Annotated in this window: 15 protein-coding genes; 4 read left to right on the top strand and 11 right to left on the bottom strand. The window is 57.5% G+C overall.

What is annotated here, in order from left to right:
* Positions 1-21: 21 nt before the first annotated feature.
* Positions 22-936 (top strand): tRNA 2-thiocytidine(32) synthetase TtcA, encoded by a 915-nt coding sequence (ttcA, locus tag ACESMK_RS13445; protein ID WP_372999603.1) that lies wholly within the window; start codon positions 22-24, stop codon positions 934-936.
* 4 nt (positions 937-940) lie between these two features.
* Here the strand turns inward: ttcA and ACESMK_RS13450 are convergent, their stop codons facing one another.
* The 9 genes from ACESMK_RS13450 to ccoN all read right to left on the bottom strand — a co-directional run bounded on the left by ACESMK_RS13450 (position 941) and on the right by ccoN (position 9624).
* Positions 941-1630: a sulfite exporter TauE/SafE family protein gene (locus tag ACESMK_RS13450; protein ID WP_372999606.1), complete on the bottom strand. Its 690-nt coding sequence runs from the start codon at positions 1628-1630 to the stop codon at positions 941-943.
* On the bottom strand, positions 1627-1875 hold the full coding sequence (gene ccoS / locus ACESMK_RS13455; protein WP_372999609.1) for a cbb3-type cytochrome oxidase assembly protein CcoS: 249 nt from the start codon (positions 1873-1875) through the stop codon (positions 1627-1629). The genes ACESMK_RS13450 and ccoS overlap by 4 nt, the downstream gene beginning before the upstream one ends.
* A gap of 49 nt (positions 1876-1924) precedes the next feature.
* Positions 1925-4372, bottom strand: a complete 2448-nt coding sequence (locus tag ACESMK_RS13460) for a heavy metal translocating P-type ATPase (protein ID WP_372999612.1) — start codon at positions 4370-4372, stop codon at positions 1925-1927.
* Complete coding sequence (locus ACESMK_RS13465) at positions 4369-4884, bottom strand: FixH family protein (protein ID WP_372999615.1); 516 nt, start codon at positions 4882-4884, stop codon at positions 4369-4371. The genes ACESMK_RS13460 and ACESMK_RS13465 overlap by 4 nt, the downstream gene beginning before the upstream one ends.
* Positions 4885-4930: 46 nt before the next feature.
* Positions 4931-6361 (bottom strand): cytochrome c oxidase accessory protein CcoG, encoded by a 1431-nt coding sequence (gene ccoG, locus ACESMK_RS13470; protein WP_372999618.1) that lies wholly within the window; start codon positions 6359-6361, stop codon positions 4931-4933.
* Between the two features lie 132 nt (positions 6362-6493).
* A complete protein-coding gene (ccoP, locus tag ACESMK_RS13475) occupies positions 6494-7384 on the bottom strand; it encodes a cytochrome-c oxidase, cbb3-type subunit III (protein WP_372999621.1) in 891 nt (296 codons plus the stop codon).
* Entirely contained in the window at positions 7381-7566 is a 186-nt protein-coding gene (locus ACESMK_RS13480) for a cbb3-type cytochrome oxidase subunit 3 (protein WP_372999623.1), read from the bottom strand. The genes ccoP and ACESMK_RS13480 overlap by 4 nt, the downstream gene beginning before the upstream one ends.
* Before the next feature lie 3 nt (positions 7567-7569).
* On the bottom strand, positions 7570-8178 hold the full coding sequence (ccoO, locus tag ACESMK_RS13485) for a cytochrome-c oxidase, cbb3-type subunit II (protein ID WP_372999626.1): 609 nt from the start codon (positions 8176-8178) through the stop codon (positions 7570-7572).
* Positions 8179-8193: 15 nt separating this feature from the next.
* Complete coding sequence (ccoN, locus tag ACESMK_RS13490; RefSeq protein WP_372999629.1) at positions 8194-9624, bottom strand: cytochrome-c oxidase, cbb3-type subunit I; 1431 nt, start codon at positions 9622-9624, stop codon at positions 8194-8196.
* A gap of 221 nt (positions 9625-9845) precedes the next feature.
* Here ccoN and ACESMK_RS13495 point away from each other — a divergent pair, with 221 nt between their 5' ends.
* A complete protein-coding gene (locus ACESMK_RS13495) occupies positions 9846-10493 on the top strand; it encodes an alpha/beta family hydrolase (RefSeq protein ID WP_372999632.1) in 648 nt (215 codons plus the stop codon).
* A 3-nt stretch (positions 10494-10496) separates the two neighbouring features.
* On the opposite strand, the gene ACESMK_RS13500 is transcribed toward ACESMK_RS13495, so the two are convergent.
* Positions 10497-12338 carry a diguanylate cyclase gene (locus ACESMK_RS13500; RefSeq protein WP_372999635.1) on the bottom strand — a complete coding sequence of 614 codons (1842 nt, stop codon included), beginning with the start codon at positions 12336-12338 and terminating at the stop codon, positions 10497-10499.
* A 113-nt stretch (positions 12339-12451) separates the two neighbouring features.
* Between ACESMK_RS13500 and rlmM the strand changes: the two genes are divergently transcribed.
* Entirely contained in the window at positions 12452-13528 is a 1077-nt protein-coding gene (gene rlmM / locus ACESMK_RS13505; protein ID WP_372999637.1) for a 23S rRNA (cytidine(2498)-2'-O)-methyltransferase RlmM, read from the top strand.
* Here the strand turns inward: rlmM and ACESMK_RS13510 are convergent.
* Positions 13525-13815 (bottom strand): antibiotic biosynthesis monooxygenase family protein, encoded by a 291-nt coding sequence (locus ACESMK_RS13510; protein WP_372999640.1) that lies wholly within the window; start codon positions 13813-13815, stop codon positions 13525-13527. The two genes, rlmM and ACESMK_RS13510, sit on opposite strands and share 4 nt — an antisense overlap.
* Positions 13816-13901: 86 nt before the next feature.
* On the opposite strand from ACESMK_RS13510, the gene tusA reads away from it, so the two are divergent.
* Positions 13902-14141 carry a sulfurtransferase TusA gene (gene tusA / locus ACESMK_RS13515; protein WP_372999643.1) on the top strand — a complete coding sequence of 80 codons (240 nt, stop codon included), beginning with the start codon at positions 13902-13904 and terminating at the stop codon, positions 14139-14141.
* Positions 14142-14150 lie beyond the last annotated feature (9 nt).

Genomic DNA, 14150 nt, shown 5'->3' on the forward strand with positions numbered 1-14150 from the left:
TGCCTTATGAACGTAGTTGGTATGTCCGAAGCAATGATCGCCAGTTCCGAACAGTCCCTCAACTCCGAGCGCGAACGCCGCCAGAAGCTGGAGTTGAACAAGCTGCAGAAACGTCTGCGCCGCGAAGTCGGGCAGGCGATTGCCGATTTCTCGATGATTGAAGCCGGTGACAAAGTCATGTGCTGCCTCAGCGGCGGCAAGGACTCCTACGCCATGCTTGATATTCTGCTCAACCTGCAGAAAAGCGCTCCGGTTTCGTTCGAGCTGATTGCCGTCAACCTTGACCAGAAGCAGCCGGGTTTTCCGGAAGAGGTCCTGCCCGAGTATCTGGCCTCGATGGGTATTGAGTATCACATCATCGAGAAGGACACCTACAGTATTGTTAAGGAAAAAGTGCCGGAAGGGAAGACCACCTGTGGTTTGTGTAGCCGGCTACGTCGCGGAATTCTCTATAATTTCGCTGAGGAGCATGGGGTTACCAAAATTGCCCTGGGCCACCATCGGGATGACCTGCTGGAAACCCTTTTCCTGAACATGTTCTATGGCGGTAAATTGAAGTCCATGCCACCGGTGCTGCACAGCGACGATGGCCGGAACACGGTGATCCGGCCGCTGGCGTATAGCCGGGAAAAAGATATCGCCCGCTATGCGGGTCTTCGGGAGTTCCCCATCATCCCCTGTAACCTGTGTGGTTCCCAGGAGAATCTTCAGCGTCAGGTGATCAAGGAGATGTTTCAGAGTTGGGACAAGCAGCATCCTGGCCGGCTTGAGACTATGTTCCGGGCCCTGTGCAATGTAGAACCCTCGCACCTGGCGGATACCAACCTCTACGATTTCAGGGAAGGCAGGCGCCTGGGTGGCAAGCGCCAGGCTGTACAGACAGCGGAACCCGAGGCAGCGCCGGACTTTGGTCGCCTGGATGTGCTGAATATCTAATCGGCTAGTGTCCGGTCAGATGCTGAATCGGCAGGGTCCAGAGCCCGAACAGGATAAGCAGGCCGCCAGTCACCTTTCGGAACAGCTGGTGGCTCTGTAAGCCGCGAATCCAGTTGGCTGCGAAACCGGTGGCCAGCATGGAAGGGAGGGTGCCAAGCCCGAAAAACAGCATGGTCAGTGCAGCCGAACCCACCGTTGGCTGCAGCGCAGCCCACCCGAGGGTGCTGTAAACCAGGCCACAGGGCAGCCAGCCCCATAGCGCTCCGAGGGCAAGCGCCTGTCCTCCGTGATTCACTGGCAGGAAGCGACGGGTCAACGGAGATAGCCGCGCCCAGATGGGCGCGCCTACACGCTCCACATAGCGAATACCCTGCCACCACTGCCCCATGGAAAGCCCCATGAAAATCAGCAGAATTCCCGCCAGAGTTCGCAGTAGCAGGCCGGCAAGCGTCCAGTGACTGGCGGCTGAGGTGCTGGCCAGTGCAACCAGAGCGGCAATCAGAACGTAGCTGCCGATCCGCCCGAAATTGAAGGCCAGAAGCATTACCGATTGCCGTAACCGGAAGCCCCGGCCCACAGGCAGGGCCATGGAGAGGGAGGCGCTGATACCGCCGCACATGCCCAGACAGTGTGTGCTGCCGAGCAGTCCGATCAGAAATGCGCTCGGGTAGGAGAGGTAGAGTTCAGGGCTCATCCTTTTTCGGACTTGTCCTCTTCCGGGCTGGCGGTTTCCCCACTGTCGGCTGTTTGTGTCCGCGCTGGTTCCTTTTTCGCCGGCTTGTCGGTTCGGGCGTCGTCCGGGATCATGTCCTGGTCGTCATCGTACAGAATTCGATGGGCCGGGCCTTCGAGATCATCGTACTGTCCGTTCTTTACCGACCAGGTAAACAGGGCGATGCCCACGGCCACAAGTATGAGCATCACCGGTACCAAAAACATGACGATTTGCACGGTGCAACCTCGCAGAAAAGAGTATGGGGTTACGGTATCAGGACAAGGCCTGGGCGCCAACCGCGGGATTGTCCTGACTCTGCCGGCTCCGTGACTTGCCAAGCCGCAGTGCATTCAGAACCACCACCAGAGAACTGAGTGACATGCCAATGGCTGCAAGCCAGGGTGCAACCATACCCGCTGCAGCCAGGGGTAGCGCACAGACGTTGTATATGAGGGCCCACCAGAGATTCTGGCGGATAATGCGCCGGGTCTGGCGGCTCGTTTCAAGAGCTTCGACCAACTGCAGCAATTGACCATTCAGCAGAACCGCGTCGGCTTTCAACTGGGTCAGATCGGCTGCCGTGCCCATGGCCACCGAAATTCCGGCGCCGGCCATGGAGGGCAGGTCGTTCAGCCCATCACCGACCATCATGATGTGCCGGCCTTCGGCTTCCAGCTTTTGCAGCACTGCCAGCTTATCTTCCGGAGAGGCCTGGCCGATGGCTTCGTCAATACCCAGTATACGCGCCACCTGATCGACATGCCCGGACCGGTCGCCACTCAGCAGCAACGTGCGGATGCCTGCGTCCTGTAGAGCCTTGATGGCCGCACGGGCATCGTCGCGGGGCTGGTCGTCGAGCCTGAAACAGGCAAGCCATTCAGTCTCCGAGGCCAGCCAGATTTCCATGCCCTGATGATGCTCCGCCTGCGGAGCAGGAGCAGTGGTGTGCTGCTCGACAAACCCCCGGTGGCCAATGAACAGTCGCAGCTCCCCGAGCTGGCCGGACAACCCTCCGCCAACATGGTTCTGGACGTGCTCCACCGCAGCCGTGGTTCGACGATGGAACACTTTGGCGATGGGGTGCTCCGAGTATTTCTCCAGGCCCGCTGCAAGCTTGAGACAGGTCTGCTCGTCCAGGCTGCCAACGATCTCGGTGCCCGTCAGGCTGAGTTCCCCGCGTGTCAGCGTCCCGGTTTTATCGAAGACCACGGTATCGATGCTGTTCATCGACTCGAGGGTGTGCCCCCGCGTTGGCAGGAAGCCAAGGCGGCGGAGCCTGACCGTTGCCGATGTGATGGCTGTCGGGGTTGCCAGCGAGAGTGCACAGGGGCAGGTCACTACCAGCACAGAAAGGGTGATGTCGAAGGCATTGTCGGCCCCGGCCAGCCACCAGCCGATCCAGACAACCGGAGCCAGGATCAATACCCGGCCGACAAATTTTCCGGCCATACGGTCGGCCATCATGGCAACCTGGGGCTTTTCCGACTGGACCCGGTCCAGGACACGCAAAATGCCTGAAAGACGGGTCTGCGCACCTGCCTTGACGACCCGGACATCAAGGGGGTTTTCTCCGTTTACGCTGCCGGCGTGGACGGTATCGCCGGGATAACGGGTTTCCGGTAAATACTCACCCGTCAGGGCGGCTTCGTTCAGTGTGGATTCGCCCCGCACAATCTCGCCATCCACGGGCAGGGTTTCCCCGGGGCGCACACGAACGATATCTCCCGGCCGGATCTGGTGGGCGGGAACGATATCGGTATTCTCACCCGTCACCAAAGTCGCAACGGTTGGCTGAAACCCTGCCAGCGCGTTGCCTGTCAGACCTGCACGGTAGCGGGCCTGAACTTCGATGTAGCGCCCTAACAACAGGAAAAAGGTGAACATGCAAACAGACTCGAAGTACACTTCCTCACCGCCAAAGACGGTTACCCACGCGCTGGCGAGGTAGGCGAGCCCGATCGCTATGGCGACCGGCACATCCATGGTCAGGTGCCGGCTCTGGATATCCCGACGAGCATTGCGGAAAAAGGGCGCGGCACTGAAAAGAACCACGGGGGTGGCCACCAGAAGGCTGAACCATCGGAAGAAACTGACGAACTCGGGAGACAGCTCGCTGACCAGTTCGAAATAAAGGGGAAACGCCAGCATCATACTCTGGAAAGAGCCGATTCCGGCAATTGCGACCCGGATAAGCATGGATCGATGCTCGGCCTTGAGTGCCTGCTCTGCCTCGTCCGCCTGGTAGGGACGGGCCGTGTAGCCGAGTTCGTGGATAGCGATCAGCAGGTCGCTCAGCCGAGCCTGATCCGGGGACCAGACCAGTCGCGCACGCTGGGTGGTATGGTTTACCGAGAAGGAGACAACACCGGGTTGCTGCTTCATATGGTTTTCAAGCAGCCAGATACAGGCGGCACAGGTAATGCCGCCAATGAGCAACTGGGCTTCCTGGGCGCCTTTTACCGGTGCAACAAAAGACTCCTGAACCAGCGGATGATCAAGCTCTCTGATGCGATTCAGTTCCGCCGGGGTCAGCTGCTTTGGGGTAACCGCCGGTTTTGTCCGAAAATCATAGAACCCGGTAAGACCCTCGCTGCGAATGGTCTGGCACACGGCCTTGCAACCCTGGCAGCAGAAGTGGCGGGTCGTTCCTTCGAGCTCAAGAGTGATGGGGGGCTCGCCGTCTGCCGGCTCACCGCAATGAAAACAATCCAGGCTGGTCAACCTTGGGCTGACTCCCCGGCCTTGACCGTAATTCCCTCTTCAGACGGTAGCCAGGCTTCCCCCTTGAGTCGCCACTCGTTACCGGGACCCTGGAGATCGTAGTACCAGCGACCGTTGATATCTTCGTGCAGCTGACCTGCATACCGGCCCGGCGCAACCTGTCTGAACTGGATCACGCGGTCTTTGTCCGACAGGGTGGGATGAAACAGATTAAGCACCAGATAGGGCAAGTCTGCTGGCCCTTCCACGGTTTCCAGATTCAGGGTGACCTTGCGCTCATCGAAGGCAAACCTGGCTTCCATGCCCATATCTTCGGCTTTCTGGTCGCGGGCAATCGACATGTTGATGCCGCGGCCCTGCTTGGACCAGTCGTCCGTTACCATGGCGTTCTCGGTATTCAGTGCCACCGTTATTGCAATGGTGCACCAGATAATGGAGGCCCCGGGGAAAATCAGCAGGAACCAGAACCAGGGCTGTTTGTACCAGGGGCTTACGGGAGCTTCAGTAGTCATAAATCGGTATCTCGTTTAAACGTTCCCGGATTTCGGAAAATCCGGATCAGCGCGTTGGACCAACAAAACGGCTTTCAGTTTCAAGGCTGAGTGAAGAATCTTCCTCCGACTGGGCCGTGAAAAGAATGTCGTTGTTGGACTCAGCGATGGATTCGGGTGGCACGTCTACAACGGTCGGCAGTGACCGGTTCTCGCCACTTTCTACGGTCACGGAGGTGTCGGTCAGAATCCGGATGCCTTCGAGCCCGCTGACGGAAATAACAAAGGTTTGCGGCACTTCCGTCATATTCGCAATCTTGAGGGTGTAGGAGTTCTCAATACGGCCCTCACCGTTGAAACTGTATAAGGCGCCGCGATCTCGCAACGCATCCATTGTTGCCGGCACTCGGGTTGCGATGGTGAAGATGATGGCTGCAACCATCAGTGAGAGGACAGCGCCATAACCAAAGGTTCTCGGGCGCAAGAGCTTGGAAGGTTTGCCCTCGAGTTCGTTTTCCGTGGTGTAACGGATCAGCCCCCTGGGATAGTCCATCTTGTCCATGATCTCGTCGCAGGCATCAATGCACAGGGCACAGCCGATACACTCGTATTGCAGGCCGTCCCGGATGTCGATGCCGGTCGGGCAGACCTGGACACACTGGCCACAATCAATGCAGTCTCCCAGGCCAACTTCTGCCGGATCCACGCCTTTTTTGCGACCACCCCTGGGCTCGCCCCGGTTGGGGTCATAGGAGACCACCCGGGTATTCGGGTCGAACATCACAGACTGGAAGCGGGCATACGGGCACATGTACAGGCAAACCTGTTCCCGCATCCAGCCCGCGTTCAGATAGGTAGCCACCGTGAAGAAAGCGACCCAGAAATAGGCCCAGCCATTGGCTTGCAGCGTAAACAGATCGGCCAGCAATTCGCGAATAGGATAGAAGTAACCGACAAACGTGAGTCCGGTGGCGAGGGCAATAAGAAGCCAGACCGCATGCTTGGCGGACTTCTTGGCAATCTTGTTCGCCGAGCTCGGCGCTTTATCGAGCTTCATCCGCTTGTTCCGGCTGCCCTCGATACGCTCTTCCACCCACATGAAAATAAAGGTCCAGACGGTTTGCGGACAGGTGTAACCGCACCAGACCCGACCAAACAGTGTGGTGATGAAGAAAAGACCAAACGCACAAATGATCAGCATGCCCGAAAGCAGAATGAAGTCCTTCGGGTAGAAGGTCGCCCCGTACAAATGGAATTCCCGGGCAGGCAGATCAAAATGAATCAGCGGCTGTCCGTCCAGGGTGAACCAGACGAACGCAAAGTACATGCCCATCAGTAACGTCAGGCTGACGTTACGGATACGCTGAAAGAAGCCTTTGACTTCCTTGACGTAAATCTTCTTGCGGCTGGCGTATAGCTCGACGGTTCCGGATTTATTGTTGTTGTCGGAGGGGTCAGAGGATGGGTCAACCTGTTTGACCGGAATCTCACTGCTCATCGTTACCTCCAGGAAAACGGTAGTACGGGGCAACAGGCTTTTAGGCTGCTGATCTTTTCAAGCCTGTGCCCGCGGGGGCAGACACAGGGTTGAAAAGACCTGGCCGGAGTGATCCCACCCCGGCCAAGTGACTCAGTTCGAGAGGCTGTAAACGTACGCCGCCAGAATCTGAATCTGATCGTCCGAAAGGAGGCGATCCTGGGCAGGCATCTCGTTCTGCCTTCCATGAACAACGGTTTCCCGGATCCACTCGTAGGTAGAACCGTAAAGCCAGGTGTTGTCTGTCAGGTTGGGGGCTCCCATAGACTGCATACCCTTGCCGTCAGGACCGTGACAGGCCACGCATGCCTGGGCAAAGACCGCCTCGCCGGCTTCCGCTGCTTCGGCGTCCTTTTCCCGACCACTGAAGCTCAGGACATAATTGACGACCTGGTCGACTTGCTGGTTGGTCATGCTGGGCATGGTGCCTTTCGCGGGCATGTTACCCATGCGGCCATTGTGCAGGGTCTCGAGAATGTCGTCAGGACTTCCGCCCCAGAGCCAGTCATCGTCAGTCAGGTTGGGGAAACCCACCTGGCCGCGAGCTGCGGAGCCGTGGCACACAGCGCAGTTGTTGGCGAACAGACGCTGGCCGATCTTCATGGCATCGTCGTTCTCCGCCAGCTCGGGAACCGGTGTCTGGCCAAACTGGGCGTAGATTTCACCGTATTTATCTTCAGCCTCTGCCACTTCCGCTTCCCACTGGTTCGTGGAAGTCCAGCCGAGCAGGCCTTTATAGTTACCAAGACCCGGGTAGAGCGCGAGGTATCCCAGTGCGAAGATGCAGGTAGCAAGGAACAGGTAGAACCACCACTTCGGAAGTGGGTTGTCGTATTCCTCAATGCCATCAAAGGAATGGCCCATGGTGCGGTCGGTTTCGGTATCGGTCGTCTGGCTCTTGCGGGTTGCCCAAAGCAGCCACCAGCAGCCGAACACGGTACCGAGCACGATCACACTGATCCAGATGCTCCAAAAGGTACTCATTCTTTTTTCTCCGTTTTTTCCTGTTCGAGCGTACGCTTTTCCACGTCGTCATCGTCGAAGGGCAGGTGAGCTGCCTCGTCGTTGGCCTTCTTGCGGTGGGCACTGTAGGCCCACCAGACGATTCCAAGGAACATCGCCATTACCAGAAGTGTGTGAACACCGCGTAACTCATTAATATCCATGGTTCACCGTCTGTCTGAAATCACAGTACCCAGCTGTTGCAGGTATGCGACCAGCGCTTCGATTTCGAATTTACCCTCCACCTGAGCGGCTGCTTCTGCAATCTGCTCATCGGTGTAGGGAACGCCCAGAGTCTGAAGTGTCTCCAGCTTGGCAGCGGTCTTGGTATGGTCGACCCTGTCTTCAAACAGCCAGGGGAAAGCCGGCATGTTGGATTCAGGTACGACGCTGCGCGGATCATAAAGATGCTGACGCTGCCAGGCATCTGAATAACGTCCGCCAACGCGGGCCAGGTCCGGACCAGTGCGCTTGGAGCCCCACAGGAACGGGCGGTCGTAAACGAACTCGCCCGCAACGGAGTAGTGGCCATACCGCTCGGTCTCCGCACGGAACGGGCGGATTTGCTGGGTATGACACACGTGGCAGCCTTCACGCACGTAGATGTCCCGGCCTTCCAGTTCCAGCGCTGACAGAGGCTCGAGGCCCTCCACCGGCTCATTGACGTCTTTCTGGAAGAACAGCGGGACGACTTCGGCCAGGAAGCCGCCACTGATGGTCAGGATGATCAGTACGATCATCAGACCAATATTTTTTTCGACAATTTCGTGTTTCATCTGCTCTCTCTCCCGTTACGCCGGCTGTGTTGCAGCGTTGTCCTGCGCAACCGCATCTTTCTGACGCACGGTCATATAGACGTTGTAAGCCATGACCAGCATGCCGGTCAGGAAGATGGCACCACCGATGAAGCGGACGAAGTATCCCGGATAGGACGCTTCCAACGATTCCACAAAGCTGTAGGTGAGAGTGCCGTCTTCGTTGACAGCGCGCCACATCAGGCCCTGCATGATGCCGTTTACCCACATGGCGACGATATAAAGTACGGTGCCGACGGTTGCGAGCCAGAAATGCGCGTTGATCAGGCTCGTGCTGTACATGGCCTGAATGCCCCACAGTTTCGGGATGAGGTGATACACCGCACCGATACTGATCATGGCAACCCAGCCCAGGGCACCGGAGTGCACGTGACCAATGGTCCAGTCAGTGTTATGGGACAGGGCGTTTACGGTTTTGATGGACATCATCGGACCTTCAAAGGTCGACATACCGTAAAACGACAGGGAAACCACCAGGAAGCGCAGGATCGGATCGGTGCGCAGCTTGTGCCAGGCACCTGACAGGGTCATCATGCCGTTGATCATGCCGCCCCAGGAAGGTGCAAGCAGAATCAGGGACATCACCATGCCCGCAGTCTGCGCCCAGTCAGGCAGGGCAGAGTAATGCAGGTGGTGGCCACCGGCCCAGACGTAAGTGGCGATCAGTGCCCAGAAGTGGACGATCGACAGGCGGTAAGAGTAGACCGGACGGTTGGCCTGCTTGGGAACGAAGTAGTACATCATGCCCAGGAAGCCGGCGGTCAGGAAGAAGCCTACCGCGTTATGACCGTACCACCACTGCATCATGGCGTCTGTGACACCTGCGTAGGCAGAGTAGGACTTGAAGGCACTGGCAGGAAGCGCCATGTTGTTGCCGATATGAAGCACCGCCACGGTCAGAATGAACGCACCATAGAACCAGTTGGCCACGTAGATATGGGGCGTGCTGCGCTTCATGATAGTGCCGAAGAACACCAGCGCGTAGACAACCCAGACCACCGCGATGGCAATGTCGATCGGCCACTCGAGCTCGGCGTATTCCTTGGAAGTGGTAAGACCCAAAGGCAAGGTAATGGCTGCCGACAGAATGATCGCCTGCCATCCCCAGAAGGTGAACGACGCCAGGCTATCGGAAATCAGACGGGCCTGACAGGTGCGTTGCACCACATAATAGGAGGTAGCGAACAAGGCACTTCCACCAAAGCCGAAGATAACGGCGTTGGTATGCAGCGGCCGGAGACGGCCGAAGTGGGTCCAGGGCAGGTCGAGGTTGAGGGACGGCCAGACCAGCTGTGCTGCAATCAGCACACCCAGCGCCATACCTACAATACCCCATACCACTGTCATGATGGCGAATTGTCTCACCACCTTGTAGTTGTATGTCAGGTTTGCATTTACTGTGCTCATAGCCTTACCAATGGGTTTAAAGTGGGGAAATATGCGGGCGCAAGTATGGAGAAACCATTAGCTGTTTGCAATGACTCAGGTCAACTCCTGACATCCGTCAAATGCGCCGAAATCAGCAACATGGCTTCCTTTTCAGTGCCGTTATTGGAGTTGTTTCAGCGTCGGGAATAGGTGTTGCCTGAGTAGCAATGATAGTCGCTTAATTGCATGAGGTGAATTCTGTGGAGTTGATTAAGACCAAAGGCCATGAAAGTCCTTCGGAAGTCGTACTGATTCTGGCGCACGGAGCTGGTGCGCCGGCAGATTCCCCGTTTATGGAGGAGCTTGCTATGGCGCTCGGCCGGGAGGGCATCTCACCGGTCCGCTTCGAATTTCCCTACATGCAAAAACGTCGCCTGGATGGCAAAAAGCGGCCCCCCGACCGGGAACCTGTTTTGCTCGAGTATTTTGCCGGAGTCGTTGATCAGGTTCGCGCTGGGCTTGGGGCCGGGGGGCGGGTTCTGGTAGGTGGCAAGTCCATGGGTGGAAGGATGGCCAGTATCCTGGCAAGCCAGCGGGAGGATATTGATGGTGTGGTTTGCTTTGGCTACCCCTTCCATCCGCCGGGAAAACCAGACCGTTGGCGCACCGGGCACTTCCAGGATCTCAAGTCACCCATGCTGGTACTGCAGGGTACAAGAGATCCTTTTGGCAAGCCTGCCGAAATGGCAGGCCACGAGAAGGCGTTGGACGACATTCGGCTGCGCTGGCTGGAGGGCGGTAATCATGATTTCCAGCCTCTGAAAAGTCAGTCCCGGACCCAAAGTGACCTGATTGCCATGGCGGCCCGGGAGGCCCGGATTTTTGTCAATGAGTGCCTGGTGCCCTGAACGTCACTCAACCTCGCTGGTGTCGGCGACCAAGGCGCGATTCCGGCCGGCACTTTTCGCCCGATAGAGGGCTTCATCCGCCCGTTCGAAAAGTTCGTTCTGATCTTCGCCGGCGCCAAGGGACGCGATCCCTGCGCTGAGGGTCATCCTGACCTCGCTGCCGTCCGGCGACAATAAAGGCGTGTTGGCGATGTCGGCAAGCAGGGCCGCACAGACCTTTTCGGCGCCTGCAGCGTTGGTTCCCGGCAACAGCAGTGCAAACTCCTCACCGCCAAACCGAATGGCGACATCCCGTGGACGCTTCACATGCCGGGTGAGCATTTCGGCGATGAACTGCAGGCAGGTGTCGCCGAACCCGTGGCCCCAGGTATCATTAATGGTCTTGAAATGATCGGCATCTACCAGCGCCAGTGTCAGTGGGTGACCGGTTCGGCGTGCTTCGGCGCACAGCTCCGGGAAAATATTATCCAGATGTCTGCGATTGTGCAGGCCGGTCAACGCGTCATTGAGGCTCATGGTTGACAGCTTGCGGTTAGCCTTTTCCAGCTCCCGCATGGTGTTTCTGAGCTGTGCCGTGCGCTCGTGCACCTTGAACTCCAGCTCCGTCCGGGCACTGTGCTCAACGTCCAGGAGTTTCTGGTTGAGCAGACGCCATCGCTGCACCATCGCATAGTTAAGCAGAATAACCTGACCGCCCACGGCCGATTGCATCAACGCTTCACGAGCCAGGAAGTCGGTAAGATAACCAAAGGCCGCAAGCGCATAGATCAGGCCGCCAACCAGCATGATCAGCCAGGCAAGGAGGTACCACATGGCGGGCTGATAGCCTTGCTTCCAGCGAACTGCAGCAATAATGAAAAGGCTTGAGATGACCGCGAGCGCGAGAACCGTGTTGAGAAGAATGGTCTTGTTGTACGGGAGGATCAGTGTGAGAGCCAGGAAGCCGACGCAGAACCAGGCCTGGCCCTTGAGGACGCTGTCCGAGATGGTTCCTCTGTCGATTTCCAGAAACGACCGGCCAAAAAGTATCATGGCGAGAGCGCAAAGTGACAGAGACAGCGGTATGGATGTATTGGCAAAGTGGGCACTGTCTGGCCAGAAATACTGGTTGGCGAAGCCGCCCATGGCGAATAAGAAGAGTCCAAGCGCCGCCAGATAGAAAGCATTGTAGAAGTAGTAACCGGTACCGGAGCTGAAGAACAGCAACAGGTTGAAGACGGCAAATACCAGTAATGCCCCGTAGAAGAGTCCATGGGTCAGGGTCAGGTGATTGCTTCCGGCAATCACTTCCGGGACCGTCTCGAAACTGAGCGGCACATTAAGCGCCCCGTTGCTGTGGACCCTGAGCGTTAATGATCGGGTCTCCCCACCATCCAGCGTGACGGGGAGCAGAAAATACCGGTAGTCTACGGCCCGAGACGCAAAAGGCCGTTGGTCTCCGGTGATAATCGCCTCGGTCGTATCCTCTCCGGTTTGCCAGTAGGTAACTTCATCGAGCAGGGGGTAGTTGAGCTTCAGATACCACACGGTCCGCTCAGCACTGGAGTTCCTGACATGCAAATGGACCCAGTAAACAGACTTGGTGTGGCTGAAAACCAGATCACGTCCATCTGCAGGTGTCCACTCGAGATCACGCGGCAGCTGGTCCGGCGTTTTTGCGTGGTGGCCTGGTGTGTCCGGGGGGGCGCTGTGATAGCAGACATATTGCATAAGGGACGCACGGGCCGCACTATCGGTTGCCTCAAGTGTCGGGCATCCCGACCGGACTGATCCTGTATCTGGCAACGCCAGGGCAGGGATCAGCGACAGGCTGAGAATGGCAATCAGGCGCAAAACGGACAACATTCAGTGGTTCCCGCGGTTAACAGAGCGGGAAGTGTAGCCAGAGAAGACAATCTGCGCTGTTAAACAGATTCAACTTTTGAGGGATGGTTTGCTGTCCCTATATCAGGTGCCGCATGGAACAGATACTTGTATTTTGCCGGCCCGGCTTTGAAACAGAAGCTGGCCGGGAGGTAACCGACTCGGCCTCGGAAAAGGGCATCTTCGGCTATTTTGAGCCCGTCAAAGATCAGGGGCTGGTCCGCTTTTTCCCGGCCGCACCAGAAACCCCGGATGATTTGATGGCACGCCTTGCGCTTGATGATCTGGTGTTCGTTCGTGACTGGATGGTGGTGCTTGGCGAGTTTGGCCTGCCGGACGAGGACCGCGTTGGCGCGATAATAGAGGGTCTCAGGGGGCTGGGGCGGGGCTATCCCGGATGTGCTCGCCTGGAAGTCCGGCTGCCGGAAAACAATGCAGACCGAGACCTTGGCAACTTTGCCCGGAAGTGGGTGTCGCCCCTGTCCAGAGGGCTTCGCGGGGCGGGCCTGCTCAAGGCCGACCAGAACGCTGCTGCGCCAGCCCGCCTGGAAGTGTTCCTCCCGGATTTTACATCGGCGGTTGTCGGTTTCAGTCTTGCCGATAATCGGGCCCGGTATGTCGGCGGTATCCCGCGCCTGCGGCTACCGGCATCGGCGCCCAGTCGGTCCGCCCTCAAGCTGGAAGAGGCCTGGAAGGTATTTCTGCCACCTGATCAGGAACTGGACTATCTCGGTGGCGGCAAGAAAGCCGCTGATCTCGGAGCCGCGCCCGGCGGCTGGACCTGGCAGCTCGTTCGCCAGGGTATGATGGTAACCGCCGTTGACAATGGCCCCATGAACGCGGAGTTGATGGCCTCGGGGCAGGTTGAGCATGTGGAGGCCGATGGTTACGGCTGGCGCCCCAAACGGGGCATTGACTGGATGGTCTGTGATATCGTGGATCAACCCCGAAAAACTGCCAGGCTGGCGGTAACCTGGGTTGGCGAGGGCCTTTGCCGTTACACGGTCTTCAATCTGAAGTTACCGATGAAGAAGCGCTACGACGAGTGGCTGATCTGCCGTGATATTCTTGTGAATGGGCTCCGGGAGGCGGGTGTTGGATTCCGTCTCAAGGCTCGCCACCTGTATCACGATCGGGAAGAGATCACCTGTTTTATTGAGCGAACCGGTTAAAAAGCACTTTGTTCCAGAACCGTAATGTGCTCTTCCTCGTCCATCATGGGAATCAGGTCGATCATGAGGTTTTTGCGTTCCTCGGAGTGAAACCAACGGTTCCAGTCAGCTTCTGACCGCCAGTTTGCCAGGGTTATCCGATGATTGGGGTCATGGCTGTCTACCAGTGTTTCGCCGGAAATAAAGCCCGGTGCACTTACAGCCTGTTGCAGAACCTTGCGTGAGCGTTCTTCGTAAGCTGATTCCAGGGTTTCGGCAATGTGACGCTCAATCAGAACCCGAATCATGGCAAACCTCCAAGTGTTTTAGCTGTTATAAACAATAATTTAGCAGGTTTTCACGAAAAATCAGGTTCATTGACAGGAGATAGTGTGTGAGTGCATCCGAATACGACGCGGAGTTGGACGCCCGGGGTCTGTTCTGCCCGGAACCGGTCATGATGCTGCATAACAGGATCAACGATGTACAACCCGGTGGTGTGCTGCGAGTGGTGGCAACGGATCCCTCCACCACCCGGGATATCCCGAGGTTCTGCCAGTTCCTTGGCCATGAGCTGATCAGCCGGGCCGAAGCCGACGATCTCTTCATCTTCCTGATACGCCGAGGGCAATAGCGCTCTGTG

Origin of the sequence: Marinobacter sp. (assembly GCF_041687235.1) — a bacterium.
In the GTDB taxonomy this organism is placed as follows: Bacteria; Pseudomonadota; Gammaproteobacteria; order Pseudomonadales; family Oleiphilaceae; genus Marinobacter.